At 62.9% G+C, this 25299-nt stretch carries 21 protein-coding genes; 12 read left to right on the forward strand and 9 right to left on the reverse strand.

Annotation, left to right across the window (positions count from 1 at the left end; genetic code table 11):
• Positions 1 to 17: 17 nt before the first annotated feature.
• The 9 genes from BM136_RS01370 to BM136_RS01410 all read right to left on the reverse strand — a co-directional run bounded on the left by BM136_RS01370 (position 18) and on the right by BM136_RS01410 (position 10607).
• Entirely contained in the window at positions 18 to 1616 is a 1599-nt protein-coding gene (locus BM136_RS01370; RefSeq protein ID WP_092969636.1) for an ABC transporter substrate-binding protein, read from the reverse strand.
• Positions 1617 to 1778: 162 nt separating this feature from the next.
• On the reverse strand, positions 1779 to 2990 hold the full coding sequence (locus BM136_RS01375) for a DUF2863 family protein (RefSeq protein ID WP_092969638.1): 1212 nt from the start codon (positions 2988 to 2990) through the stop codon (positions 1779 to 1781).
• Positions 2991 to 3087: 97 nt separating this feature from the next.
• Positions 3088 to 3369 carry a hypothetical protein gene (locus tag BM136_RS01380; protein WP_092969640.1) on the reverse strand — a complete coding sequence of 94 codons (282 nt, stop codon included), beginning with the start codon at positions 3367 to 3369 and terminating at the stop codon, positions 3088 to 3090.
• A 217-nt stretch (positions 3370 to 3586) separates the two neighbouring features.
• Positions 3587 to 6292 (reverse strand): aconitate hydratase AcnA, encoded by a 2706-nt coding sequence (gene acnA, locus BM136_RS01385; RefSeq protein WP_092969642.1) that lies wholly within the window; start codon positions 6290 to 6292, stop codon positions 3587 to 3589.
• Positions 6293 to 6369: 77 nt separating this feature from the next.
• Entirely contained in the window at positions 6370 to 6768 is a 399-nt protein-coding gene (locus BM136_RS01390; RefSeq protein ID WP_092969644.1) for a 2-methylcitrate dehydratase, read from the reverse strand.
• Positions 6769 to 6803: 35 nt separating this feature from the next.
• A complete protein-coding gene (locus BM136_RS01395; protein WP_092969646.1) occupies positions 6804 to 7343 on the reverse strand; it encodes a hypothetical protein in 540 nt (179 codons plus the stop codon).
• A gap of 258 nt (positions 7344 to 7601) precedes the next feature.
• A complete protein-coding gene (gene prpB / locus BM136_RS01400) occupies positions 7602 to 8498 on the reverse strand; it encodes a methylisocitrate lyase (protein WP_092969648.1) in 897 nt (298 codons plus the stop codon).
• 23 nt (positions 8499 to 8521) lie between these two features.
• Positions 8522 to 9502, reverse strand: coding sequence for an HpcH/HpaI aldolase/citrate lyase family protein (locus BM136_RS01405; protein WP_092969650.1), 981 nt, complete (start codon positions 9500 to 9502; stop codon positions 8522 to 8524).
• Between the two features lie 118 nt (positions 9503 to 9620).
• Positions 9621 to 10607 (reverse strand): malate dehydrogenase, encoded by a 987-nt coding sequence (locus BM136_RS01410; RefSeq protein ID WP_024975343.1) that lies wholly within the window; start codon positions 10605 to 10607, stop codon positions 9621 to 9623.
• 352 nt (positions 10608 to 10959) lie between these two features.
• On the opposite strand from BM136_RS01410, the gene BM136_RS01415 reads away from it, so the two are divergent.
• From BM136_RS01415 to tapV, 12 genes are all read left to right on the forward strand, one after another.
• Complete coding sequence (locus BM136_RS01415; RefSeq protein ID WP_092969652.1) at positions 10960 to 11769, forward strand: GntR family transcriptional regulator; 810 nt, start codon at positions 10960 to 10962, stop codon at positions 11767 to 11769.
• A 272-nt stretch (positions 11770 to 12041) separates the two neighbouring features.
• Positions 12042 to 12452 (forward strand): succinate dehydrogenase, cytochrome b556 subunit, encoded by a 411-nt coding sequence (gene sdhC / locus BM136_RS01420; RefSeq protein ID WP_012436028.1) that lies wholly within the window; start codon positions 12042 to 12044, stop codon positions 12450 to 12452.
• Positions 12453 to 12462: 10 nt separating this feature from the next.
• A complete protein-coding gene (gene sdhD / locus BM136_RS01425; protein ID WP_092969654.1) occupies positions 12463 to 12828 on the forward strand; it encodes a succinate dehydrogenase, hydrophobic membrane anchor protein in 366 nt (121 codons plus the stop codon).
• Positions 12829 to 12831: 3 nt separating this feature from the next.
• On the forward strand, positions 12832 to 14610 hold the full coding sequence (gene sdhA, locus BM136_RS01430) for a succinate dehydrogenase flavoprotein subunit (protein ID WP_045206860.1): 1779 nt from the start codon (positions 12832 to 12834) through the stop codon (positions 14608 to 14610).
• Between the two features lie 22 nt (positions 14611 to 14632).
• Positions 14633 to 15334 (forward strand): succinate dehydrogenase iron-sulfur subunit, encoded by a 702-nt coding sequence (locus BM136_RS01435; RefSeq protein WP_092969656.1) that lies wholly within the window; start codon positions 14633 to 14635, stop codon positions 15332 to 15334.
• 71 nt (positions 15335 to 15405) lie between these two features.
• Complete coding sequence (locus tag BM136_RS01440) at positions 15406 to 15693, forward strand: FAD assembly factor SdhE (RefSeq protein WP_009241006.1); 288 nt, start codon at positions 15406 to 15408, stop codon at positions 15691 to 15693.
• Positions 15694 to 15815: 122 nt separating this feature from the next.
• Positions 15816 to 17117 carry a citrate synthase gene (gene gltA / locus BM136_RS01445; RefSeq protein WP_092969658.1) on the forward strand — a complete coding sequence of 434 codons (1302 nt, stop codon included), beginning with the start codon at positions 15816 to 15818 and terminating at the stop codon, positions 17115 to 17117.
• Between the two features lie 226 nt (positions 17118 to 17343).
• Positions 17344 to 18753 (forward strand): 3-isopropylmalate dehydratase large subunit, encoded by a 1410-nt coding sequence (leuC, locus tag BM136_RS01450; RefSeq protein ID WP_092970689.1) that lies wholly within the window; start codon positions 17344 to 17346, stop codon positions 18751 to 18753.
• A 23-nt stretch (positions 18754 to 18776) separates the two neighbouring features.
• Positions 18777 to 19427, forward strand: coding sequence for a 3-isopropylmalate dehydratase small subunit (leuD, locus tag BM136_RS01455; protein WP_027681084.1), 651 nt, complete (start codon positions 18777 to 18779; stop codon positions 19425 to 19427).
• Between the two features lie 33 nt (positions 19428 to 19460).
• Positions 19461 to 20531, forward strand: coding sequence for a 3-isopropylmalate dehydrogenase (gene leuB, locus BM136_RS01460; RefSeq protein WP_092969660.1), 1071 nt, complete (start codon positions 19461 to 19463; stop codon positions 20529 to 20531).
• 340 nt (positions 20532 to 20871) lie between these two features.
• Positions 20872 to 21975: an aspartate-semialdehyde dehydrogenase gene (gene asd / locus BM136_RS01465; protein ID WP_092969662.1), complete on the forward strand. Its 1104-nt coding sequence runs from the start codon at positions 20872 to 20874 to the stop codon at positions 21973 to 21975.
• Between the two features lie 387 nt (positions 21976 to 22362).
• Complete coding sequence (tapV, locus tag BM136_RS01470) at positions 22363 to 25269, forward strand: FimV/HubP family polar landmark-like protein TapV (protein WP_092969664.1); 2907 nt, start codon at positions 22363 to 22365, stop codon at positions 25267 to 25269.
• The last annotated feature ends 30 nt before the right edge of the window (positions 25270 to 25299 follow it).

The following is a 25299-nucleotide window of genomic DNA, read 5'->3' on the forward strand; positions in this document are numbered from 1 at the left end:
TGGTTACCAAGTGATCATCATTGCTTGGTGAACAACCACGCGAGCGACCATTCGTCGGTGCGCGCTTCGTAGCGGATGCCCTTGCGCATGGCCCACGTGGCCAGTTGGTGATGCGACGGGATGATCGCGTAATCGGTCTGTGCAAAGCGCGCTGCAGTCTTGGCGGCCTGCTCGTGTGCCTGTTCGCTCGAGACTGTCGATAGCGACGTCTGCACCAGCTTGTCCAGCTCCGGGTTGCTATAGCGGCCCCAGTTCCACGAGCCGTAGCCCGTTTGGGCGTTGGGCGTGCCGAGAATGCTGCGCAGCGCCACATCGGCCGCCACCGAGCCCCAGCCGAGCATCATGAACGAGAACTCGCCCTGACGCGCACGCGAGAAATACGCCGCCACCGGCAGCGTTTCCACCTTCGTCTGAATGCCGATGCGCGTGAGCAGCTGTGCGGTGGTTTGCGCGACCTGCGCATCATTCAGATAGCGGTTGTTGGTGGCGTGCAGCGTGAGTCCGAAGCCGTCCGGATAGCCCGCCTCGGCAAGCAGTTTCTTCGCGCGAGCAGGGTCATATGGAATTGGCTTACCGCCCGGATGCCCAAAGATCTGCGGCGACACGATGCTCGATGCGACCACGCCCTGGCCCTCAAGCACGCGGCTGACGATGGCATCGCGGTTGATGGCCAGTGCGATGGCCTCACGCACGCGATGGTCCTTCAAGGGGTTTTTGGCCAGCGGCTTGCCGGCCTTGTCGGTCACGAACGGCGACACATCGCGGCTCTGGTCCATCTGCCAGAAAATCGTGCGCCACGACACCTGCTGTTCGAGGTGGAACTTCGGGTCCTGCTTGATGCGCGGCACGTCCGCGGCTGGCACGGCCTCGACGACATCCACATCGCCCGAGAGCAGCGCGGCAGTGCGCGCGGCATTGTCGGTGATGATCTTGAACGTCACCTTGTCCCACTGCGGCACGCGGCCCCAGTAGTGCGGATTCTTCTTCAGAACGATTTCCTGCCCGCGCGTGAAGTGGTCGAACAGGAACGGCCCGGTGCCGATCATGGCGCGGCCCGCATCAAAGTCCGCCTGCGCCGCGTTGGCCACTTTCTTCGGGATGATGGGCAGGCTGTTCAGATCGTTCGGGATGCTCGCGTAATTGGGCGTCGACAACTTCAGTCGCACTGTGAGCGGATCGACGATCTGTACGTCGGTAATCGACTTGGTATAGCTCGTGAACGGGCCTGGGCTGTTGGTCAGGCGCGCCGGACGTTCGATCGATGCTTTCACGTCTTCACCGGTGAAAGGCGTGCCGTCACTCCATTTCACGTTGGGCCGCAGCTTGATCTCCCAGGTGTTGGCGTCGACAGGTTTCCACGAGGTTGCCAAGCCGGGTGTATAGCGGCCGTTCTTGTCGAGAAAGACCAGCGATTCGAAGATGTGCAACGCCATGGCGTTGTTGGGGCCGGCGTTGTTCCATTGCGGGTCCATCGACGTGACGTCAGCAGACAGGCCGATACGCAGGTCGTCGGCTTGCGCGGCGAACGGCACTACGGCAGCCGCAGCCAGCGCGCATGCGGCGAGGTTGCGGATCAAGGCGCGGATGGGAACACACAAGAGGGGACGGGCTGTCATCGGGGGCTCCTGGGGTTCGGGCGGTGATGCCACGTGGCGGAAGACCGTCATTGTGCCGCAGCCCGGTCCGGCACGTGCGACGCAAACCGACAATCAATATGAACGATGGCGGAGCAATAAAAAAAGCCACCCGAAGGTGGCTTTGATGCCGCACAGCGTGCATTAGTGGAACAGCGGCTGCTGTGTCGGCGCGTCTTCCGGCATTTCTGCGTGGACGATTTCTGCCGAGCGGTCTGCATAGAGCGGGGCGCCGCAGTCTTCGCAGTACTCCGGTTCGAAGAGCTGGCCGTGGCGGAAGATGTCTTCGATGCCGCAGGCGCGCAACTCGTCGCAGATCTGCTCCAGGGGGCTGCCGGGTTCGCCTTCCGCGGCGACATCCGTGGCGCCGCCGTCGCGGCCGTAGACTGGCCAGACGATGCCGTAGATGAGATCTTTTTCGCCGCGCACTGTGAAAGCCACGCGGTATTCCTCGATCTGCTCTTCGCCGAATGCGCCGATGATGGCGCCGAACCGGTTGGCCGGCATATCGAGCGCGCCCTGCAGGTAGTTGACGGCAGCGCGGACGGTCAGCGGGCGGATCTGCTTGTCGGACTCGCGGCAGGACAGGAAGAAGGCGTCCGGCAGCAGCAGATCGAACTCGCAGCCGGGCATCAGCGTTGAGATGGTCGGCGTGACCTGTTCGCGCCATTGCTCCAGGCAGGCGGAGCGCTCTGCGTGGTGCTCCTTGGCGTCCTCCTGCCAGCGGAACAGCGCCTGGCCGTGCTGCGCCACGACGATTGCCACCAGATAGCGCGGATCGGCCAGGATCGGTGCCGTCTCGGGCATATCGCGCAATTCGACCTTGGCAGGCTGGCCCGACAGCGCATAGGCTGCCAGCTTGTGCGTAAGCGCAAAGGTGTCGGAATGGGTGCGCGGCAGCTGGTCGATGCTGTACAGATACGGCGCGAGCGCCACGCGAGCGTTTGAAGCCATCACGTGGGCCTGCAGGTGCACCTGTAGCGTCTGCGCCATCTCGGGCTTGATCGTGCCCGACGGGATCATGTAGCGCGTGTGTGCCAGGATCGGCGCTGCGATCAGCAACGCGTCATATTCGACGCCGCCCGAGCTGAGGATGGCCGATTCGGCCAGTGTCTCGGCCTGTTCGGCCAGCACGTCGGAAGCTTCCTCGTTGTGTTTGAAAAGATGGTCTAGCGCGGCGTCGAGCGCGGTCTGGCTGCCGTTCTTGAGCAGCCGGGAAAGACGTTCGGACAGCCTTTGTTCCCAATAGACGTCTTCGATGCGGCTGCCCGACGCGTCGAGCGCCAGCGCATCGGCCACCAGCCGTTCTGCATCGGGGGAAAGACGTTGGGGAGCCTTGGAGCGGAATCCTGCCATGCTGTGCCGTACCGTTCGTTGGAAGAATGAAGGGGCATTATTTTACCCTTGTACGCTGCTGCGCGACGCCCATAGCGAAACCCATAGGGCGAAAACGTTAAGGCTTGGCTACGGGTATCGATGCTCCCGAGGCCACGCTGCTTGCGGCCGCAGGTACGGAAGCCGCTGTGGGTTCTGATGCGGCCGGCGTGCTGGCTGGTGCCACCTGAGCCTCGGCAACGGGCGCGGAGGCAGCCAGCGGTGGAGGCGGGGGCACGGGCGCAGCCGCTACAGCGGGCGCGGCGGAGGCTGGCGTCTGGGCGTCGGTCTGGGGTGCCTTGACCAGGATGTAGAACACGGCAGCCGCCACGACGATGAAGGCTAGTACTACTTGGGCCATGGGTGCGGGACTCCAGCAATGAAACGGTCAGGCAAGGGCGGATGGCAATTTCGCCGCCGAGGGGGGACGAGCACATCACGCGGCCGATTCGGCACACTGTATCAAAGCCTGCGTGCGGATTGGAGCATCGTCACCTTGTTTGATTCGGCAGGCAATAAAAAACCGGCTCCGAAGAGCCGGTTTCCGTTCTGCACCGGGGCAGCGCAATGCGTGAAGCTTAAGCCGCCAGCAGCTGACGCAGCACGAACGGCAGGATGCCGCCGTGCTTGTAGTAGTCGACTTCGATCGGGGTGTCGATGCGCAGCAGCACTTGCGCACGCGTGGTCTCGCCGTTGGCGCGATGGATGACCAGTGTGACGTCCTGTTGCGGCTTGATTTCGCCGTCCAGGCCTTCGATGTCGAAGGTCTCGTCGCCCACGATGCCCAGCGATTGTGCCGAGTCGCTGCCCTTGAACTGCAGCGGCAACACGCCCATGCCGACCAGGTTCGATCGGTGGATACGCTCGAAGCTGCGTGCGATCACGGCCTTCACGCCCAGGAGCTGCGTGCCCTTGGCGGCCCAGTCGCGCGAGCTGCCCGTGCCGTACTCTTCGCCACCAAACACGACCGTCGGCGTGCCTTCGGCGATGTACTTCATGGCAGCGTCGTAGATCGACATTTGTTCGCCGCTCGGCTGGAACAGCGTCTCGCCGCCTTCCACGCGCGAACCGTCGGCCTTGGCGGGGATCATCAGGTTCTTGATGCGCACGTTGGCGAACGTGCCGCGCATCATCACCTCATGGTTGCCGCGGCGGGAGCCGTAGCTGTTGAAGTCGGCCTTGAGCACGCCGTTGGCCAGCAGGTATTTACCGGCGGGCGACGTTTCCTTGATCGAACCGGCCGGGGAGATGTGGTCAGTCGTCACGGAATCCCCAAACACGCCGAGTGCGCGTGCGCCCTTGACCGATGCCGAGGCAGCAGCCGGCGTCATGCCAAAGCCTTCGAAGAACGGGGGCTCGGCGATGTACGTCGACTTCGGCCAGTCGTAGACCTGGCCCTTCGTGCCCTTGACGTTGGCCCACAGCTTGGACGGCTTCTTGACCTGCTCGTAGTTCGTGCGGAACGTGTCGGCGTTCATCGCGAACTTCATCAGCTTGGCGATCTCATCCGAGGTCGGCCAAATGTCACCCAGATACACATCCTTGCCGTTCTTGCCCTTGCCGACCGGCTCGGTCATCAGGTCTCGCGTCACGTTGCCCGCGATGGCGTAAGCAACGACCAGCGGCGGCGAGGCCAGGAAGTTGGCACGGATGTTCGGGTGGATACGCGCTTCAAAGTTGCGGTTGCCCGACAGCACAGCGGCAGCAACGATGTCGTTCTTCACGATGGCTTCGTTCAGTTCCGGCGTCAGGTCGCCGGCGTTGCCGATACAGGTCGTGCAGCCGTATGCGGTCACGCCAAAGCCCAGCTTCTCAAGGTACGGCAGCAGGCCGGCGGCTTCCAGATACTTCGTCACCACGCGGCTTCCCGGGGCGAGCGACGTCTTGATGTGCGGAGCCACTTCCAAGCCGGCTTCGACGGCCTTCTTGGCCAGCAGGCCTGCCGCCAGCAGCACGCTCGGGTTGGACGTGTTCGTGCACGAGGTGATCGCAGCGATCAGCACGTCGCCGCTCTTCACGTCGACGCCGTTGGTGGTCGTGAAGGTCTTGTCGAGGTCTTCCGACTTCTTGTTGAAACCGTTTTCTGCGACCGGCTTCGAGAACAGCGACGAGAACGTCGACTTCACGTTGCCGATTTCGATACGGTCTTGCGGACGCTTCGGGCCGGCGAGCGACGGGGCCACCGTGCCCAGATCCAGCGTCAGCGTCTTGGTGTAGTCAATTTCGCCGGCCTTCGGCACGCCGAACAGCTTCTGCGCCTTGAAGTAGCCTTCAAACGCAGCGATTTCTTCCTGCGTGCGGCCCGTGCCCTTAAAGTAGTCGATGGTCTTTTCGTCAACCGGGAAGAAGCCCATCGTTGCGCCGTATTCCGGAGCCATGTTGCCGATGGTCGCGCGGTCCGGCAGCGACAGGCTGGCCGTGCCTTCGCCAAAGAACTCGACGAACTTGCCGACGACCTTCTCCTTGCGCAGCATTTCGGTAATCGTGAGCACTAGGTCGGTGGCCGTGCAGCCTTCACGCAGGCGGCCCTTCAGCTCAACGCCGACGACGTCCGGTGTCAGGAAGTACACCGGCTGGCCCAGCATGCCGGCTTCCGCCTCGATGCCGCCCACGCCCCAGCCCACCACGCCAATACCGTTGATCATGGTGGTGTGGCTGTCGGTGCCGACCAGCGTATCCGGGTAGAACACGCCGTCTTTCTTATGAACGCCGCGTGCCAGGTATTCCAGGTTCACCTGGTGGACGATGCCGAAGCCCGGCTGCACCACGCCAAACGTGTCGAATGCCTGCATGCCCCACTTCATGAACTGGTAGCGCTCGTTGTTGCGCGAGAACTCCAGTTGCATGTTCAGGTCCAAGGCTTTCTTCTCGCGGAAGTGGTCGACCTGCACCGAGTGATCCACCACGAGGTCAACCGGCACCAGCGGCTCGATCTTCTTGGGGTTCTTGCCCATGCGCTCGGCCACGTTGCGCATGGCGGCCAGGTCGGCCAGCAGCGGCACGCCGGTAAAGTCCTGTAGCACCACGCGGGCAACCACGAACGGGATTTCGTCGACGCGCTCGGCGTTCGGCTTCCAGTTGGCCAGTTGCGCAACGTGCTCTTCGGTCACCTTCTTGCCGTCGCAGTTGCGCAGCACGGACTCCAGCACGATGCGGATCGACACCGGCAGGCGCTCGATCGCCACGCCCAGTTCCTTGCCCAGTTGCGGCAGGGAGTGGAACTTGCCGGTCTGGCCGCCGTTGATCTTAAATTCCTTGAGTGTTTTTTTCAGATTGTGGGGCATGGCATGACTCCAAGGCTTGAGGATTGCGCGGGGTGCCGGGGCGCCCCTTGCGGATACATCAAATCGACAAAATCAAATCAGGTACAAACCGACAAACGCGTTGACCGGCCTGGCTTCTGACCGGTCTGGTACTTCGCCACGACCCCGCTGAACGTCTTGCCGCCGTTGATGCGGGCGGTGATGCCATGGGCGATCGGACGCTTCTTGGCGTCGTGGTCATTCGTGGTGAAAGGCTTGTCGTCCACGCGGGCGTTTTTCATCCGCAGCACAGTGCTGCGAGCGCCGCGGGCGACGGTATCCTGGTGCCCCTCGATGGCCTGATAGGCGAAGAGGGCGGTACCGGGAGCCATCGTGCCAGTTGGCTCGACGGTCCCGGATACGGTGGGCCCAAGGCGCCCGGCGCATCCGGGCAAGGTCACATCGTCGACGATGACCTTGTCTGGATTCGTGCGTGTGTTCGCAACCGGCGCGGACATGGGCGGTTCCTCTGGGCCTCTTGCGCGATGGCGGATTACTGCTGGGCCGGTTGGGCCGTGCCCGGCGCCGGGGCCGGAGCTGGAGCCGGGCTGTCCGGCGTCATCAGCGGCAGGCCGGCCGGGGCGCGCAGGGCGCCGGCTTGCGTCGGGGCCGGTGCGCCGGCAGCCATCTCGGCGGTCTGGCACTCGTCGGCCAGGCGGTGGCCTTCGTTGCGATCGAACAGCATGGCCTTGGACGGGATCACCACCAGGTCCATGCCGGTCTTCTGGTCGAAGTAACGGTCGGCGCCGGTGCGGGTCATCTGGCGCGGCAGCTGGTAGTTCTTGCCCTTCCAGTACATCGTGATGATCTGGTCGCGGGCCATGTCGCCCTTGAGATACAGCTCGTTGCCAAGCTCACACTTCCATTCGACGCCTTCCGGCTTGACGGCGGCAACAGGCGCGGCCTTCTTGGAGGCGCGCTTCTTGGCCGGAGCCTTCTTGGCAGCCGGCTTGGCCGGGGCCTGGGCGGTTGCATATTGCGATGCAGCCAGCGAAAGAACGCCAGCACAGGCGCCCACGATGAATTTGTTCATAGGGTTTCCTTCGGTAAGACAGAGTGGGGGAGGCGGCTGCCAGGCCACGGAATGCCACGGCATTTCGCACACCGGCCGGTATTTTGACCGATTTGCCCGCCGTGCCCAACGTTCTGTTACATGCTTGCCCGACATCTCCGCCAAACGGAGGTGTCGCGCTAGCATCAGCGTCGTTTTTCGGGGCGTTCCCGGGCAACTTACCCCCGCAGTTTTGCCTTCCGTTCTCCTTGTTTGCGTTGGTGTGGATCTTGGCCCGGCTCAACTGCGATTCTGTGCGAACAGCGCGTCCAGCTTGGCCTCGTAGTCGTGGTAACCGATGCTGTCGTACAGTTCCATGCGCGTCTGCATGGTGTCCACCACATTTTGTTGCGTGCCATCGCGACGAATAGCGGCGTAAACGTTCTCTGCGGCCTTGTTCATCGCGCGGAATGCCGACAGCGGGTACAAAATCATCGACACGCTTGCGGAGGCCAGCTCATCGCGCGTGAAAAGCGGCGTCTGGCCAAATTCGGTGATGTTGGCCAGCACCGGTACCTTCACCGCGTCGACAAACCTGCGGTACATCGACAGTTCCGTCATCGCCTCGGGAAAGATCGCGTCGGCGCCGGCTTCCACGCAGGCCACGGCGCGTTCAAGGGCGCGGTCGAATCCCTCGACGGCCAGCGCATCGGTGCGGGCCATGACGACAAAGCTGGCGTCGGTGCGCGCGTCGACGGCAGCCTTGATGCGATCGACCATCTCGTCCTTCGAGACGATCTCTTTGTTGGGTCGATGGCCACAGCGCTTGGCGCCGACCTGGTCTTCGATATGCATGGCCGCAGCGCCAAACTTGATGAGCGACTTGGTTGTGCGCGCCACGTTGAAGGCGGAAGCGCCGAAACCCGTGTCGACGTCCACCAGTAGCGGCACATCACACACATCGGTGATGCGGCGGACGTCGGTCAGAACGTCATCCAGGCCCGATATGCCGAGGTCAGGCAAGCCCAGCGAGCCCGCAGCCACACCGCCGCCCGACAGGTAGATCGCGCGATAGCCGGCGCGCTTGGCCAGCAGCGCGTGGTTGGCGTTGATGGTGCCGACGATCTGCAACGGCGATTCTTCGACCAGCGCCTGGCGGAAGCGCGCACCTGCGCTGGTTTGGGTGTTTGCCGTCATGGCGAATCTCCTCTTTATGCTCGTCACGCAAAGAAGCGCGCTACGGCGTCGGCTGGCATTTCCACGCCGGTGGTGTGCGCGCGTTGCAGCACGGCCCACCAATAGCGATAGCTTGCGCGGTCATGCAGCCGGCCTTCATGCTGGATCGGGCCCCACGCGGCATCCTGCGCAGCCGCAAGAATGGCGCTCGCGTGTGTCACTTCTTCGTGCGATGGGCGGAAGGCGGAAACGATTGGCGCGATCTGATCCGGATGGATGCTCCACTTGCGCAGATAGCCGAACTCGTTGCGGGCACGGGCAGCATCGGCGCGGGCCCGCTCCGGGTGCTTGATGTCGGTGCTGACGTTGTGCGATGGCACCTTGCCGTGCGCGTGGCACGCGGCGGAAATATCGGTCAGCGCGCGGCGGATCAGCGGATGCTCGAACTGCTCGGGCGAGCCCATCGCCGCGCCCGGAATCGCACCGTTGTGCGCCGAAACAAAATCCATCAGGCCGAAGCTCAGGCATTCCACCTGCACCAACGAAGCGATATCGAACACCTGCGCCAGCGCGCCATGCGTTTCGATCAGCACGTGGATCGGCAGGTGTCGCGCAATGCCCGCAGCCTTGGCGGCCTGGTTGATGCGATCGGTCACGCGCGCCACTTCCACCACGTCACGTACCTTGGGCACGGTCACGTAGGCGAGTCGGCGGCCGGCAAGGCCTACTAGGATGTCAACGTCCTGCGTCCACGCATCGTGGTTCGGATCGTGGATGCGCACGCCAACGCGGTTGAAGCGGTTGTCGTCACTGTTGATGAGTGCGGCGGCCAGTTCGGCGTGCGCACGTTCCTGGCCGACGGCAGCGCCGTCTTCGCAGTCAAACGTGATATCGAAAACGGGGCCAAGGGCTTGTTGCAGGGCGAGCGACTTGCGCATCAGTTTTTCTGCGCCCGCGTAGTGGTCGCAGACCGGCAATTGGGCCGGCAGGGCATCGTCCTGGAACAAAACCTCGGTGGGGTGCACGGGTTGGTATCGGTTGGGCGGCGCGGGTAACGCCTGCGTTTTGTTCGAAATGCAGGTGTAAAAAAACCGGAGGGTTCGCTGCCGATCCGCTCCGGTTTCTTCTTTTAGATCATGCGGATCACAGCAGATGCTGCACGCCCGCACGCTCGCCTTCCAGCTCGTCGAGCGTGATCTTGATCTTGCCTTGGCTGTACTCGTCGATTTCCAGGCCTTCGACGATCTTGTACTTGCCATTCTCGGTGGTGACCGGGAAGCCGAACATCACGTCCTTCGGAATGCCGTACTCGCCGTTCGACGGGATGCCCATCGTGACAATCTTGCCGTTGGTGCCGAGTACCCAGTCGCGCACGTGGTCGATGGCGGCGTTGGCAGCCGAAGCAGCCGACGACAGGCCACGGGCTTCGATGATCGCGGCGCCGCGCTTGCCAACGGTCGGCAGGAACACGTCGTTGTTCCACACCGGGTCGTTGATCATGTCCTTGACGCTCTTGCCGTCGATCGTGGCGTAGCGGTAGTCGGCGTACATCGTCGGGCTGTGGTTGCCCCACACGAACAGCTTCTCAATGCTCGACACCGGCTTGCCGGTCTTGGCGGCGATCTGCGACAGGGCGCGGTTGTGGTCCAGGCGCAGCATGGCGGTGAAGTTCTCGCGCGGCAGATCCGGCGCCGACTTCATGGCGATGTAGGCGTTCGTGTTGGCCGGGTTGCCGACCACCAGCACCTTGACGTTGCGCGAAGCCACGGCGTTCAGTGCCTTGCCTTGTGCCGTGAAGATCTGGGCATTGGCCGACAGCAGATCCGCACGTTCCATGCCCGGGCCACGGGGGCGGGCGCCCACCAGCAGAGCCACATCGGCGTCCTTGAATGCGGTCATCGGGTCGGAATGCGCTTCCATGCCAGCCAGCAGCGGGAATGCGCAGTCTTCGATCTCCATCATCACGCCCTTGAGCGCCTTTTGGGCCTTCTCATCGGGGATTTCCAGCAGTTGCAGGATGACGGGTTGATCCTTGCCCAGCATTTCGCCGGCGGCGATGCGGAACAGCAGGGCGTAACCGATCTGTCCAGCAGCGCCGGTCACTGCGACGCGCATGGGTGCTTTTGCCATGAGAACTCTCCAAACGGTAGTGAAAGCGGATCGCACTGCGCGCGGCGCGCATCCCGGCAGGATGTCGGTGCAGCCTCGCAGGCGTTGCCGGCAACGGTCGGCGCCTCGTGGGCGGTCGGCTCGGGAACGGCAAGAGCCTCGCAGTTTACTGCGTCCGCATGACGATGTGGAAACACACTTGCGATTGACCTTTGAGCCATCGTGGTGTGTGTGTGGGCCGTCGCCCGGAACAGGCGCGAGTGTAGGTCGGTGCCCGTGGGAAAGTCAATGAATCTTCTGTCTTATATAAGACATAAGACATTCTATAAACGGGCTGGACGCCCTTGTCGCTTTTGTGGTGAAATCGGCAGTTATGTCGAGCACACCCAGCCCTCTATCCGCTGCGATGCCTCCTCCGGGCGGCGAAGGCGGCGCATCGCCCGCTTCTGCGGGAGGCGGGGGCGGCTCTCCCACCTTTAGCCCGCTGTATCAGCAGATCAAGACCCTGATCCTGCAAAGCTTGCAGGCCGGCGAATGGAAGCCGGGCGAGATGATCCCGAGTGAGATGGAATTGGCCGCCCGCTACAAGGTCAGCCAAGGGACCGTGCGCAAGGCGATCGACGAGCTGGCGGCCGAAAACTTGGTCGCCCGGCGCCAGGGCAAAGGCACCTTCGTTACCACGCACTACGAAGAAGGGGTGCAATTCCGTTTCTTGCGTCTGATGCCGGAGCAGGGTGAGCAGCACTATCCGAGCAGTCGCGTGCTGGAGTGCAAGCGTATGCGCGCCCCGGCCGAGATCGCACGCCTGCTCGAACTCAAGGCTGGCGACAGCGTCGTGCAGATCCGCCGCATCCTGTTTTTTTCGGGCGAACCGACCGTGCTGGAAGAAATCTGGCTGCCGGGGGCGAGTTTCAAAGGGCTGACGGCTGAAAAGCTGACCGAGTGGAAGGGCCCGATGTACGCGTTTTTCGAGGCGGAATTCGGTGTCCGCATGTTGCGTGCTACCGAGCGCCTCCGTGCGGTAGCGGCTGACGCGACCACGGCTGAGCTGCTATCAGTTGCAGTTGAATCGCCGCTGCTCTCGGTGGAACGTGTGTCGCACACGTTCGGCGACAAACCGGTGGAGATACGTCGTGGCCTGTACGTCACGACGCGGCACTACTACCAGAACGAATTAAATTGACGACGCGTTGCCGGGCCCGATTCGTGCGGGCCGCTGCCACTTCGGTGGCATCGCGGTTTGTGCGTCGCGCAACAGCGTATTGCGCGTCATGAAGGCAGTGTAGAGAGGACAATCGGCCCCCGTATCACGCCACTGGCAGGCGAGGGCAGGAAGCACAAAAGTGGAGCGCGTCGCATGGAATTAATGGTGCGCTGCGCAACAAAAGCGCGCTAGAATCTCGCGGATTTGTGCAAAGCTGTTTTGTTTGTTGATTAGCCAATTGGGGTCTGACCATGGCAGAAGCCATCAAGAAAGCCAGGCCGGTATACAGGAACATCGGTTTGGGCGATATCGCCCGTTACCGCTTGCCCTGGGCCGGTAAGGTGTCCATCTTGCACCGTGCCAGCGGTGCGCTGATGTTCCTTCTTCTTCCGTTCGTGCTGTACTTGTTCGAGCAAAGTCTCACGTCGGAAATCAGTTTCGCCAAGTTCTCGGCGCTTCTGTCCAACGGCTTTGCCAAGGTTGTTGTCCTTGCCCTCATCTGGGCATACCTGCACCACTTCTGCGCAGGTGTCCGTTACCTGATCCTCGATCTGCATATCGGCATCGACAAGGCTTCGGCCTCCAAGTCGGCTGTGAGCGTGCTGATCGTCAGCCTGCTGCTGACCGTCGTGTTCGGCGCCAAGCTGTTCGGCCTGTTCTGAGGAATCCGCAATGGCACAAAACAATATCGGTCCCAAGCGCCTCGTTGTCGGCGCGCACTACGGCCTGAAGGACTTCCTCGCGCAGCGCGTCACCGCCGTGATCATGGCGGTCTATACCGTCGTGCTGCTGGCTGCGTTCCTGCTCTCCAAAGACACGTCTTACCAAAGCTGGGCGGGGCTGTTCTCCAACCAGTGGATGAAGATGCTGACGTTCCTGGCGTTCGTGTCGCTCACGTATCACGCCTGGATCGGTGTCCGTGACATCTGGATGGACTACGTGAAGCCCGTGGCAGTGCGTTTGACGCTGCAAGTGTTGACGATTCTGTGGCTCGTCGGTTGTGCGGGCTACGCAGCTCAGATTCTCTGGAGGGTTTAAGACATGGTCGCAGTCAAGACTGGGCTGCCGCGCCGCAAATTCGACGTCGTGATCGTCGGTGCGGGCGGTTCGGGCATGCGCGCATCGCTGCAGCTGGCAGAGGCCGGCCTCTCCGTGGCCGTGCTGTCCAAGGTTTTCCCCACCCGCTCGCACACCGTTGCGGCGCAGGGTGGTATCGGCGCTTCGCTGGGTAACATGAGCGAAGACAACTGGCACTATCACTTCTACGACACCGTCAAGGGCTCCGACTGGCTCGGCGACCAGGACGCGATCGAGTTCATGTGCCGCCAGGCGCCGAACGTGGTCTATGAGCTGGAACACTTCGGCATGCCGTTCGACCGCAACGCCGACGGCACCATCTATCAGCGTCCGTTCGGCGGTCACACGTCGAATTACGGTGAGAAGCCCGTGCAGCGTGCCTGCGCCGCGGCTGACCGTACTGGCCACGCGCTGCTGCACACGCTGTACCAGCGTAACGTCAAGGCCAAGACCCACTTCTTCGTCGAATGGATGGCGCTGGATCTGATCCGCGACCAGGACGGCGACGTGCTGGGCGTGACCGCGCTGGAAATGGAAACCGGCGAGGTCTACATCCTCGAAGCGAAGACGACGCTGTTCGCCACGGGCGGTGCAGGCCGGATCTACGCAGCCTCGACCAACGCCTTCATCAACACCGGTGACGGCCTGGGCATGGCAGCGCGCGCAGGCGTCCCGCTGGAAGACATGGAGTTCTGGCAGTTCCACCCGACCGGCGTGGCCGGCGCGGGCGTGCTGATCACGGAAGGCGTGCGTGGCGAGGGCGGCATCCTGCGTAACAAGGATGGCGAGCGCTTCATGGAGCGCTATGCCCCGACGCTGAAGGATCTGGCGCCGCGTGACTTCGTGTCGCGCTCGATGGATCAGGAGATCAAGGAAGGCCGCGGCTGCGGCCCGAACGGCGACTACGTGCTGCTCGACCTGACCCACGTCGGTGCCGAGACCATCATGAAGCGCCTGCCGTCGATCCGCGAGATCGGCCTGAAGTTCGCCAACGTCGACGCCATCAAGGAACCGATCCCGGTGGTGCCGACCATCCACTACCAGATGGGTGGCATTCCGACGAACTATCACGGCCAGGTCGTGGTGCCGAAGAACGGCAACCCGAACGAGGTCATCAACGGCTTCTACGCGATTGGCGAATGCTCGTGCGTGTCGGTGCACGGCGCCAACCGCCTGGGCACGAACTCGCTGCTCGACCTGGTGGTGTTCGGCCGGTCGGCGGGCAACCACATCATTGCGCAGAACCTGAAGAACCGCGAGCACAAGCCGCTGCCGGCCGATGCAGCGGACCGCGCACTGTCGCGCCTGGCCAAGCTCGATTCGTCCAGCTCGGGCGAGTACGCGCAGGACGTCGCCAACGACATCCGCCGCAACATGCAGTCGCACGCCGGCGTGTTCCGCACGCAAAAGCTGATGGATGAAGGCGTCGAGCGCATCCTGGAAGTGGCCGAGCGCGCTGGCAGCATCCACCTGAAGGACAAGTCCAAGGTGTTCAACACCGCGCGCGTCGAAGCGCTGGAAGTGGCCAACCTGGTGGAAGTGGCAAAGGCGACGATGGTGTCGGCCGCCGCCCGCAAGGAATCGCGCGGTGCCCACGCACACAGCGACTTCCCGAACCGCGACGACGAAAACTGGATGAAGCACTCGCTGTGGTACAGCGAAGGCAACCGCCTCGACTACAAGCCCGTGCAGTTGAAGCCGCTGTCGGTGGAATCGGTGCCGCCCAAGGCGCGTACGTTCTAACGGATAAGAAGGGCCCACAAAAATGAAGCGTATTTTTGAAGTCTATCGCTACGATCCGGACAAGGACGCAGCGCCCCGCATGCAGACCTACGAGGTTGAGCTCGACGGTCACGAGCGCATGCTGCTCGACGCGCTGGTCAAGCTGAAGAAGCTCGACGAGTCGATCGCGTTCCGTCGCTCGTGCCGTGAAGGCGTGTGCGGCTCCGACGCCATGAACATCAACGGCAAGAATGGTCTGGCCTGCCTGACCAACATGCGCGAGCTGCCCGAGAAGATCGTGCTGCGCCCGCTGCCGGGGCTGCCCGTGGTGCGCGACCTGATCGTCGACATGACGCAGTTCTTCAACCAGTACCACTCGATCAAGCCGTACCTGATCAACGACGAGCTGCCGCCCGAGAAGGAGCGCCTGCAATCGCCGGAAGAGCGCGAAGAGCTCGACGGCCTGTACGAGTGCATTCTGTGCGCGAGCTGCTCGACGTCGTGCCCGTCGTTCTGGTGGAATCCGGACAAGTTCGTCGGCCCGGCCGGTCTGCTGCAGGCGTATCGTTTCATCGCCGACAGCCGCGACCAGGCTACCAGCGAGCGTCTGGACAATCTGGAAGATCCGTATCGCCTGTTCCGCTGCCACACCATCATGAACTGCGTCGATGTGTGCCCGAAGGGTCTCAACCCGACCAAGGCCATCGGCAAGATCAAGGAATTGATGGTGCGGCGCGCGGTGTAAGCCGCGAGTCAGCGCACTTTGGCATTGTGTGTCGCCGGAGCGGTTTCTCCGGCGACACATTTTCAGGAAGTATGGTTGCTGTGAACACTCCAACGTTCTCCCATCAGTCCGATCCGCACAAGCGTGCCCGTTTGCGCTGGCGTGCCCGACGCGGCCTGCTTGAGAACGACATCATCGTCGAGCGCTTTTTCAACCGCTACGAGACGGAGCTGTCGGATGACGACGTTGCCGCACTCTCGCAGTTGTTCGAGCTACCCGACAACGACCTGATGGATCTCCTGCTTGCGCGCAAGGAGCCGGAGGGCGAACTCGACGTGCCTCATATCCAGCACGTCCTGACCTTGCTGCGCTCGGTCTGAACCGGCGCTCGAGAGGTTGCCGCAAGACGAATCGTTCCAGCCGCCCCCGGCCGGCGCCCCTCGATCCGTCTGGCGGGAGTCTCCCGACTTCATTTTTATAAACAGCAGAGAAGGAAACCGACATGACGCCGTCCGAAGTGAAAGCCACCCTATCGTTTTCCGATGGCTCGCCCAGCGTCGAGCTGCCGATCTATAAGGGCACGGTTGGCCCGGACGTGATCGACATTCGCAAGCTGTACGGTCAGACGGGCAAGTTCACGTACGACCCCGGCTTCATGTCGACCGCGTCGTGCAATTCCAAGATCACCTACATCGATGGTGACAAAGGTGAGCTGCTGTATCGCGGCTACGCCATCGACGATCTGGCCAGCAAGTGCGATTTCATGGAAATTTGCTACCTGCTGTTGAAGGGCGAGCTGCCCAACGCCAAGCAGAAGGAAGAGTTCAACCATGTGGTGACGAATCACACCATGGTGCACGAACAGATGCAGTTCTTCCTGCGCGGTTTCCGTCGTGACGCTCATCCGATGGCCGTGCTGACGGGCCTGGTTGGCGCCATGAGCGCGTTCTATCCGGACGCTGCCAACATCAACGACCCGCGCGAGCGCGAAATCTCGCAGATTCGCCTGATCGCCAAGCTGCCGACGCTGGTGGCCATGGCATACAAGTACAACATCGGCCAGCCGCTCATCTATCCGCAGAACAACCTGTCGTACACCGGCAACTTCATGCGCATGATGTTTGCCACACCGTGCGAAGACTACAAGGTGAATCCGGTGCTGGAAAAGGCACTGGACCGCATCTTCATCCTGCACGCGGATCACGAACAGAATGCGTCGACGTCGACGGTGCGTCTGGCGGGTTCGTCGGGTACCAACCCGATCGCTGCCATTGCCGCCGGTATCGCTTGCCTGTGGGGCCCGGCGCACGGCGGCGCGAACGAAGCTGCGCTGAACATGCTGGAAGAAATCGGTACCGTCGACAAGGTGCCCGAGTTCATCAAGCAGGTGAAGGACAAGAACAGCGGCGTGCGCCTGATGGGCTTTGGCCACCGCGTGTACAAGAACTACGATCCGCGCGCGAAGCTGATGCGCGAAACCTGCCACGAAGTGCTCGAAGAGCTGGGCCTGCACAATGACCCGCTGTTCAAGCTGGCCATGGAGCTGGAAAAGATCGCCCTGGAAGACGAGTACTTCGTCAGCCGCAAGCTGTACCCGAACGTCGACTTCTACTCGGGCATCGTTCAGCGCGCGCTGGGCATCCCCACCTCGATGTTCACTTGCATTTTCGCGCTGGCTCGCTCGGTGGGCTGGATTTCGCAATGGGAAGAGATGATCACCGATCCGGAATACAAGATCGGCCGCCCGCGCCAACTGTTCAACGGCGCCGCCACCCGCGAAGTGCCGTCGATCGACAAGCGCTAAGCCAAGCTGTTCGCCTTGCAGAAACCCCGCCCGGGAAACCGGCGGGGTTTTTTGTTGCGCGCCGCTTGAGGTGCCCGGAAAGGGCCTTCGCGAAATGGCGAAACCCCCTTTCGTCAGTCACGTCCGGTGCCCAATGCACCGGGTGGCATAATCGATCACTCCCCACGAAACTGCTCGCGCAGCGGCCCAGAATTTCAAAATGGGTGCGTTGTGCACGGATCGCATCATGGCCAAGACGCTCTACGACAAACTTTGGGACGATCACGTCGTTCATACCGAAGAAGACGGCACGACTGTCCTCTACATCGATCGTCAACTGCTGCACGAAGTGACGAGCCCGCAGGCCTTCGAGGGCCTGAAGTTGGCCGAGCGCCCGGTGTGGCGCATCAGCGCCAACCTGGCTGTGTCGGACCACAACGTGCCGACCACCGACCGCTCGCACGGCATTGCCGATCCGGTTTCCAAGCTCCAGGTCGATACGCTTGACGCCAACTGCGACAGCTATGGCATCACACAATTCAAGATGAACGACAAGCGTCAGGGCATCGTGCACGTGATCGGGCCGGAGCAGGGCGCGACGCTGCCGGGCATGACAGTGGTCTGCGGTGATTCGCACACCAGCACGCACGGCGCATTCGGCGCGCTCGCGCACGGCATCGGCACGTCGGAAGTCGAGCATGTGCTGGCCACGCAAACGCTGCTCGCCAAGAAGAGCAAGAACATGCTCGTGAAGGTGGAAGGCACGCTGCCGCGTGGCTGCACGGCCAAGGACATCGTGCTCGCCATCATCGGCAAGATCGGCACCGCAGGCGGTACGGGCTACGCCATGGAGTTCGGCGGTTCGGCGATTCGCGCGCTGTCGATGGAAGGCCGCATGACGGTGTGCAACATGGCAATCGAAGGCGGCGCTCGCGCTGGTATGGTCGCCGTGGATGATGTCACGCTGGAATACATCAAGGGTCGTCCGTTCGCGCCACAGGGCGTGGAATGGGATCAGGCCGTGACGTACTGGCGCACGCTGCATTCCGATGAAGGTGCGCATTTCGATCACGTGGTCGAGTTGCGTGCTGAAGAGATCCGTCCGCAGGTGAGCTGGGGCACGTCACCGGAAATGGTGGTCAGCATTGAAGACCGCGTGCCGGATCCCGACAAGGAGAAAGACCCGAACAAGCGCAACGCCATGGAGCGCGCGCTCGAATATATGGGTCTGCAGCCGAACGTCGCCATCAGCGACATCAACATCGACAAGGTGTTCATCGGCTCCTGCACCAACAGCCGCATCGAAGACATGCGCGCTGCCGCGTGGGTCGTGCAGAAGCTCGGCAAGCGCATTGCCTCGAACGTGAAGCTGGCGATGGTCGTGCCGGGCTCGGGCCTCGTGAAGGAGCAGGCCGAGCGCGAAGGGCTCGACAAGATCTTCAAGGCGGCTGGCTTTGAATGGCGCGAGCCGGGCTGCTCGATGTGTCTCGCAATGAACGCCGACCGCCTCGACCCGGGCGAGCGCTGCGCATCCACGTCCAACCGCAACTTCGAAGGCCGTCAGGGCGCGGGTGGCCGCACCCATCTGGTAAGCCCGGCGATGGCCGCAGCGGCCGCGCTGGAAGGCCACTTCGTTGACGTGCGCAAGCTCGCTTGAGCGGCAGGATAGAGAGAGCAATCATGGAACAATTCACCATCCACACCGGCCTCGTGGCCCCGCTCGACCGCGAGAACGTCGACACCGACGCCATCATCCCGAAGCAATTCCTCAAGTCGATCAAGCGCACCGGCTTTGGCCCGAACCTGTTCGACGAGTGGCGCTACAAGGATGTCGGCGAGCCTGGCCAGGACAACAGCAAGCGTCCGCTGAACCCGGACTTCGTGCTGAACCAGCCGCGTTACAAGGGCGCCTCCGTGTTGCTGGCGCGCAAGAACTTCGGCTGCGGCAGCTCGCGTGAACATGCGCCGTGGGCGCTGCAGCAGTACGGCTTTCGCGCCATCATCGCGCCGAGCTTTGCCGACATTTTCTTCAACAACTGCTTCAAGAACGGCCTGCTGCCGATCGTGCTGACGGAGTCGCAAGTCGACCATCTGTTCAACGAAACGCAAGCCTTTACGGGCTACCAGCTGACCGTCGATCTGGACAAGCAGGTCGTCGTCACGCCGGGCGGTACGGCGTATCCGTTCGACATCACGGCGTTCCGCAAATACTGCCTGCTGAACGGCTTCGACGACATCGGTCTGACCCTGCGCTACGCCGACCAGATCAAGGCTTACGAAGCGCAGCGCCTGGCCAAGATGCCGTGGCTCGCGCACAAGCTCGTCGGCTGAGCTGACGCTAGAACAACAAGGACAACCAAACACATGACCAAGATTGCAGTGTTGCCGGGTGACGGCATTGGCAAGGAAATCGTCGCCGAGGCCGTGAAGGTGCTCAAGGTACTGGGCGAGCCGTTCGAGATGGAATTCGCCCCCGTGGGCGGCGCAGGCTACGAAGCCAAGGGCCATCCGCTGCCCGAAGATACGCTCAAGCTTGCCAAGGAGGCTGATGCCATCCTGTTCGGTGCCGTGGGCGACTGGAAGTACGACACGCTGGCGCGCGAACTGCGCCCCGAGCAGGCCATCCTCGGCTTGCGCAAGCATCTGCAGCTGTTCGCCAATTTCCGTCCTGCGATCTGCTATCCGGAGCTGGCCGGTGCATCGAGCCTGAAGCCCGAGATCGTCTCCGGCCTCGACATCCTGATCGTGCGCGAACTGACCGGCGACATCTACTTCGGCCAGCCGCGCGGCGTGCGTTCGGCCCCGGACGGCGCGTTCGCCGGTGCACGCGAAGGATTCGACACCATGCGCTACGCCGAGCCAGAAATCCGCCGCATCGCGCACGTCGCCTTCCAGGCTGCCGCCAAGCGCGGCAAGAAACTGTGCAGCGTCGACAAGGCCAACGTGCTCGAGACGTTCCAGTTCTGGAAGGACATCGTCACCGATGTGCACAAGGAGTATCCGGAAGTCGAGCTGTCGCACATGTATGTCGACAACGCGGCCATGCAGCTCGTCAAGGCGCCGAAGAACTTCGACGTGATCGTCACCGGCAACATGTTCGGCGACATCCTCTCGGATGAGGCAGCCATGCTGACCGGCTCGATCGGCATGCTGCCGTCGGCGTCGCTCGACGCGAACAACAAAGGCTTGTATGAGCCGTCGCACGGTTCTGCGCCGGACATCGCGGGCAAGGGCGTTGCCAACCCGCTGGCGACGATCCTGTCGGCGGCGATGATGCTGCGCTATTCGCTGAACAAGGCCGAGCAGGCTGATCGCATCGAAACGGCTGTCAAGAAGGTGCTGGCACAGGGCTACCGGACCGGCGACATCCTGACGCCGGGCTGCAAGCAAGTCGGCACTGTGGAGATGGGCGACGCGGTGGTCGCTGCCTTGTAAATCAAAACGTGCGTTGCGGTGCCGTCACATGCGGCGCCGCAATCGTCATTTTTTCGGCGGACACATGTTGCAGTGCATTGTGCGACCGCCAAATCGTGTATATTTTTGCAGATGATCTCGATCGCGCTCCCCGTCCTCGTACTGGGCATTCTGGGCACCCTGGCTATCGCCGCCAAGGGCACTGCCGCGCGCGCTCGCATGACGCCTGTCGAGATTCGCACGACCACGAAAGTCATTACCAAAAAAACGATCTCGTAGATCGTCCGTCGTGTCCGTTCGCCTTCCCCGCGCGGTCACGCCGGGCGACCGAGGCGGGGAAAATCACTAGAGGTTCACAATCATGAAGGTAGGTCTCGTCGGTTGGCGCGGCATGGTTGGCAGCGTGCTGATGCAGCGCATGCAGGAAGAAAAGGATTTCGACCTGATCGACACGGTGTTTTTTAGCACCAGCAACGCCGGCGGTAAGGCGCCCGCATTCGCCAAGACGGATGCGCCCCTGGCTGACGCCAACGACATCGAAGCGCTCAAGGCATGCGACACGATCATCACGTGCCAGGGTGGCGACTACACCACCGAAGTCTTCCCGAAGCTGCGCGCCGCGGGCTGGCACGGCTACTGGATCGACGCCGCTTCGACGCTCCGCATGGAAGATGACGCCGTGATCGTGCTGGACCCGGTCAACCTGTCGCTCATTAAGAATGCGGTGGCGGCCGGCACCAAGAATTTCATCGGCGGCAACTGTACCAACTCGATTCTGCTGATGGGCGTGGGCGGCCTGTTCCGCGAAGGCCTGGTCGAATGGGTCAGCTCGATGACCTATCAGGCAGCTTCGGGCGGTGGCGCAAACCACATGCGCGAACTGCTCAAGGGCATGGGCGTGATCCATAGCGCCGTGGCCGATGAACTGGCCAATCCGGCGTCCGCCATCCTGGACATCGATCGCAAGGTTGCCAAGACCATCCGCGAGGACGTGCCGACCGAATTCTTCCCGGCCCCGCTGGCGGGCGGTTTGATCCCCTGGATCGACAAGCAGCTCGACAACGGTCAGTCGAAGGAAGAGTGGAAGGGCCAGGCCGAGGTCAACAAGATCCTGGGCACGGCGCAGACGATTCCGGTCGACGGCCTGTGTGTGCGGATTGGCGCAATGCGCTGCCACAGCCTGGGCCTGACGCTCAAGCTTAAGCGCGACCTGCCGCTCGAAGAAATCGAGCAGATCATCCGCTCGGGCAACCCCTGGGTGAAGTGGGTGCCGAACGACCGCAGCATCACCGAGAAGGAGCTGACGCCGGCATCCATCACTGGTGGTCTGGAAATCGGCGTGGGCCGTGTGCGCAAGCTGAACATGGGGCCCGAGTATGTGAGCGCCTTCGTGATCGGCGACCAACTTCTGTGGGGTGCTGCCGAGCCGCTGCGCCGCACGCTGCGTATCCTGCTGGACAAGTGATTCGAGCTTTGCTTTCCTTGTCAGGCCGGCCGTCGGCAGCTGTCGTTGCGGCCTGACAACAGAAAGTGCGCTTTTTCTACCAACGCCGCGCGGCCTGCGCGGCGTTGTGCCATCTGGATGCCCACGGTCTGTAACGTTGGTACACAATAGCGGCCGGAACGCTGTCCGCCCATTCGTGGGGTGGACGGGGCACGGGGAAGGGTTAGCGCCACATGAAGCACGCGCATTCCGGGGGGTACGTCGGGTGCTTCAGAATCTCGCCAATTGTGTCGTTTTCATAAAGATTGACGGCGGTTCTTATCCAGCACTTCACTTTTTGGGTGAACTTGCTGCGCTAACTCGTTGATGTTAAGTTCGTTTGCACATTAAAAGATAACGGAGTCGAAGGTGAGGGTGAGCCAATACCGCCGGAGAGAATCGTCCCATCGCAGTCCTCGCTGGTCGGCCGTCGCGTTTGCTGCGGCGAGCCTGCTGCTGATTCAGCCCGCAGCGCAAGCGGCCGGTTTCGGCGCGCTGCACGTGCGTTCCAGCCTCGGCCAGCCGCTGCAGGCCGAAATCGATCTGACCGGCGTGACGCCCGAAGAGGCGCAAAACCTGGTCGCCAAATTGGCTGCGCCGGATGCCTATTCGCGCGCCGGGCTGACCTACAACCCGATCGTCTCCTCGCTGCGTGCCTCGCTGGAGCGCCAGTCGAATGGCAACTACGTGGTGCGTCTGCGCTCGACCCAGCCCGTCGCTGAGCCGTTCGTTGATGTCCTGGTTGACCTGAACTGGGCAAGCGGCCACGTTTCGCGCGCTTATACGTTCCTGCTTGACCCGGTGGGTTCCAGCAATACCGCACAGAATTTTGCGCCGACACCGGTGGTGCAGGCCACCACGCCCGGCACCGTTGAGTCGGCGCCGGCTGCTTCGACCGCCCAACCGCAAGCTGCGGCGCCGGCTGCCGCAGCGCCCGCACCGGCACGCCAGCCCCGTGCTGCTCGCCAAGCCGCGCGTGCCCAGCAAGCTGCTCCTGCTGCTGCCACCCCGGACGCTACGCCCGGTGGCTCGTACACCGTGCAGCGCGGCGATAGCCTGTACGACGTGGCATCGACCGCCGCGCAAGGCCAAGACGCCGTGTCGCTCGACCAGATGCTGCTGGCCCTGTATCGGAACAATCCCAACGCTTTCATTGGCGGCAATATCAACCGGCTGCGTACCGGCTCGGTGCTGAAAGTGCCGTCGCAGGCCGAAGCGCAGAAAACGCCTGCGCGCGAGGCGCGCCGCGAAGTCATTGCGCAAACGTCCGGCTTCGCTGGCTACCGGAACCGCCTCGCAACGGCGGCTGAAGCCAACGCGGCCACGGATACCGACTCCGCCCGCCAGCAGAGCGGCAGCGTGTCGGCCCGTGTGCAGGATCAAGCCACGCCTGCTGCCAGCGGCCGTGATGAATTGCGTCTGTCCAAGGCCGACCGCACCGGTAAGGCCGGGGCGGCCGCGGCCCGCGATGAGGAACTCGTCGCCAAGGAACGGGCGCTCAAGGAAATGGAATCACGCGTTGCACAGTTGGAGAAGAATCTCTCTGACATGCAGCGCCTGGTTGAATTGAAGAACGCTGAACTGGCCAAGGCCGCCAGCGCTGCCAAGCCGGCCGCTGGTGCTGCACCGTCGACGGCTGCTCCGGCAGTGGCGGCAGCCAATGCGCCGGCTCCCGCGCCGGTGGCAGCCGCATCGTCAGCGCCGGCTCCTGCTGCCGCTGCTCTTGCAGAAACGGCAGCCGCCGCACCGGCTTCCTCGACAACGGCCGCGGCGGCAGCTTCCGCACCGGAAGCGGCATCGGCGCCGGTGGCTGCAGCCTCGGCACCGCAGGCGGCCAGCGCCCCGATGGCGGCTGCCTCGGCACCCGCTGCCGCGCCGAAGAAGGCGCCGGTCGTGGTGGCCCCGCCGCCCCCGATTCAAGAGGAATCGTTCCTCTCGTCGCTGCTGGGCAACCCGATGGCTCTGGGCCTGGGCGGCTTGGTGGTCGCCTTGCTGGGTGGTCTGGTGGTGTATCGCCGCCGCCAGCAGAAGCCTGAGCAGGCACATGGCTTCCAGGACAGTCTGTTGTCGCAGGAAAGTACCGTGATGGCGGGTGCCAACTCGCTGTTTGGCGCGGCCGGTGGTCAAAGCGTCGACACCTCGCAGCACAGCGTGTTCGGTGCGGATTTCCGCATTGGCGGCGGCAACGAGAGCAATGAAGTCGACCCGATTGCCGAGGCCGATGTCTATATCGCCTACGGTCGCGACGTACAAGCCGAAGAAATCCTGCGCGAGGCTCTGGAGCAGCATCCGGAGCGCCAAGCCATTCGCCTGAAGTTGATGGAAATTTACGCCAATCGTCAGGACGCCCATGGCTTCCAGACCATTGCTGAAGAGATGCTGGCGCAAGTTGGCGCGGCCTCTTCGGAATGGGCAGAGGCTGCTGCGATGGGCCGCAAGTTCGACCCAGCTAACCCGCTGTACCTGACGGTGCAGGGTGATGGGAGCCATGTTGGTGCCGAAGCGCATGCGGAGCCGAGCCACGCTGGCGCCGCAGTGGCAGGTGCCGCTGCGCTGGCCGGTGTGGGCGCTGCGGTGGCTGCCGAGGCCTTCAGCCCGACGGTAACGGGGCAGACCACCCGTCGTGGGGACGACTGGACTACGCTGTCTCCGGATCTGGACCCGTCCGCGCCGTCGACCAAGGCGCCGCAACTGGCCGATTTCGATCTACCGCTGGAGTCGTTCCCGGCGCCGGCAGCAGGCGAGCCGATCACCGCGCCGGAAGAAGCATCGGACATCTTCAAGGTGCACGCCGAACCCGAGGCGGATCTGCCGCAGTTCAACGCGCACGCTGGCGAGGCTTATCAGCCCGTCGCTGCGCCCCCGCTGCATATGGATCTGTCGGATTTGTCGCTGGATCTGAACCCGACGCCGCCCGCCGCAGAAACGACGGCTCCGGCAGCCTCGGTTGCCGCGGAGGAAAGCCTGCCGAGCTGGGCTCAGCCGACCGACCTGTCGCAGGCCCCGATGCATTTCGAATCCGAGCCGCATCACGCCGAGGTCGCGAACGACGAACCGCAATCTGCCATCCGTCTGGACACCAACCTGCCGCACACGCTGTCCGGCGAGCACGGTGCCGACGGCGTGCGCGATCTGCAGATCAAGTTCGACCTGGCCAAGGCCTACATCGAGATCGGCGACAAGGAAGGCGCCCGCGAACTTCTGCAGGAAGTGCTGGACTTGGGCGATCCGTCGTTCCACGCCGAGGCGCAAGCCTTGATGCGCCAGATCGGCTGACGCAACGCGTTTTACGCCATCGACAGCGCC

It is taken from the genome of Ralstonia sp. NFACC01 (genome assembly GCF_900115545.1).
Classification (GTDB): domain Bacteria; phylum Pseudomonadota; class Gammaproteobacteria; order Burkholderiales; family Burkholderiaceae; genus Ralstonia; species Ralstonia mojiangensis.

What these genes read in the sequence shown, in the direction of transcription:
- BM136_RS01370 (WP_092969636.1), bottom strand. Translation starts at nt 1,616, where the DNA reads ATGACAGCCCGTCCCCTCTTGTGTGTTCCCATCCGCGCCTTGATCCGC.
- BM136_RS01375 (WP_092969638.1), bottom strand. Translation starts at nt 2,990, where the DNA reads ATGGCAGGATTCCGCTCCAAGGCTCCCCAACGTCTTTCCCCCGATGCA.
- BM136_RS01380 (WP_092969640.1), bottom strand. Translation starts at nt 3,369, where the DNA reads ATGGCCCAAGTAGTACTAGCCTTCATCGTCGTGGCGGCTGCCGTGTTC.
- acnA (WP_092969642.1), bottom strand. Translation starts at nt 6,292, where the DNA reads ATGCCCCACAATCTGAAAAAAACACTCAAGGAATTTAAGATCAACGGC.
- BM136_RS01390 (WP_092969644.1), bottom strand. Translation starts at nt 6,768, where the DNA reads ATGTCCGCGCCGGTTGCGAACACACGCACGAATCCAGACAAGGTCATC.
- BM136_RS01395 (WP_092969646.1), bottom strand. Translation starts at nt 7,343, where the DNA reads ATGAACAAATTCATCGTGGGCGCCTGTGCTGGCGTTCTTTCGCTGGCT.
- prpB (WP_092969648.1), bottom strand. Translation starts at nt 8,498, where the DNA reads ATGACGGCAAACACCCAAACCAGCGCAGGTGCGCGCTTCCGCCAGGCG.
- BM136_RS01410 (WP_024975343.1), bottom strand. Translation starts at nt 10,607, where the DNA reads ATGGCAAAAGCACCCATGCGCGTCGCAGTGACCGGCGCTGCTGGACAG.
- BM136_RS01415 (WP_092969652.1), top strand. Translation starts at nt 10,960, where the DNA reads ATGTCGAGCACACCCAGCCCTCTATCCGCTGCGATGCCTCCTCCGGGC.
- sdhC (WP_012436028.1), top strand. Translation starts at nt 12,042, where the DNA reads ATGGCAGAAGCCATCAAGAAAGCCAGGCCGGTATACAGGAACATCGGT.
- sdhD (WP_092969654.1), top strand. Translation starts at nt 12,463, where the DNA reads ATGGCACAAAACAATATCGGTCCCAAGCGCCTCGTTGTCGGCGCGCAC.
- sdhA (WP_045206860.1), top strand. Translation starts at nt 12,832, where the DNA reads ATGGTCGCAGTCAAGACTGGGCTGCCGCGCCGCAAATTCGACGTCGTG.
- BM136_RS01435 (WP_092969656.1), top strand. Translation starts at nt 14,633, where the DNA reads ATGAAGCGTATTTTTGAAGTCTATCGCTACGATCCGGACAAGGACGCA.
- BM136_RS01440 (WP_009241006.1), top strand. Translation starts at nt 15,406, where the DNA reads ATGGTTGCTGTGAACACTCCAACGTTCTCCCATCAGTCCGATCCGCAC.
- gltA (WP_092969658.1), top strand. Translation starts at nt 15,816, where the DNA reads ATGACGCCGTCCGAAGTGAAAGCCACCCTATCGTTTTCCGATGGCTCG.
- leuC (WP_092970689.1), top strand. Translation starts at nt 17,344, where the DNA reads ATGGCCAAGACGCTCTACGACAAACTTTGGGACGATCACGTCGTTCAT.
- leuD (WP_027681084.1), top strand. Translation starts at nt 18,777, where the DNA reads ATGGAACAATTCACCATCCACACCGGCCTCGTGGCCCCGCTCGACCGC.
- leuB (WP_092969660.1), top strand. Translation starts at nt 19,461, where the DNA reads ATGACCAAGATTGCAGTGTTGCCGGGTGACGGCATTGGCAAGGAAATC.
- asd (WP_092969662.1), top strand. Translation starts at nt 20,872, where the DNA reads ATGAAGGTAGGTCTCGTCGGTTGGCGCGGCATGGTTGGCAGCGTGCTG.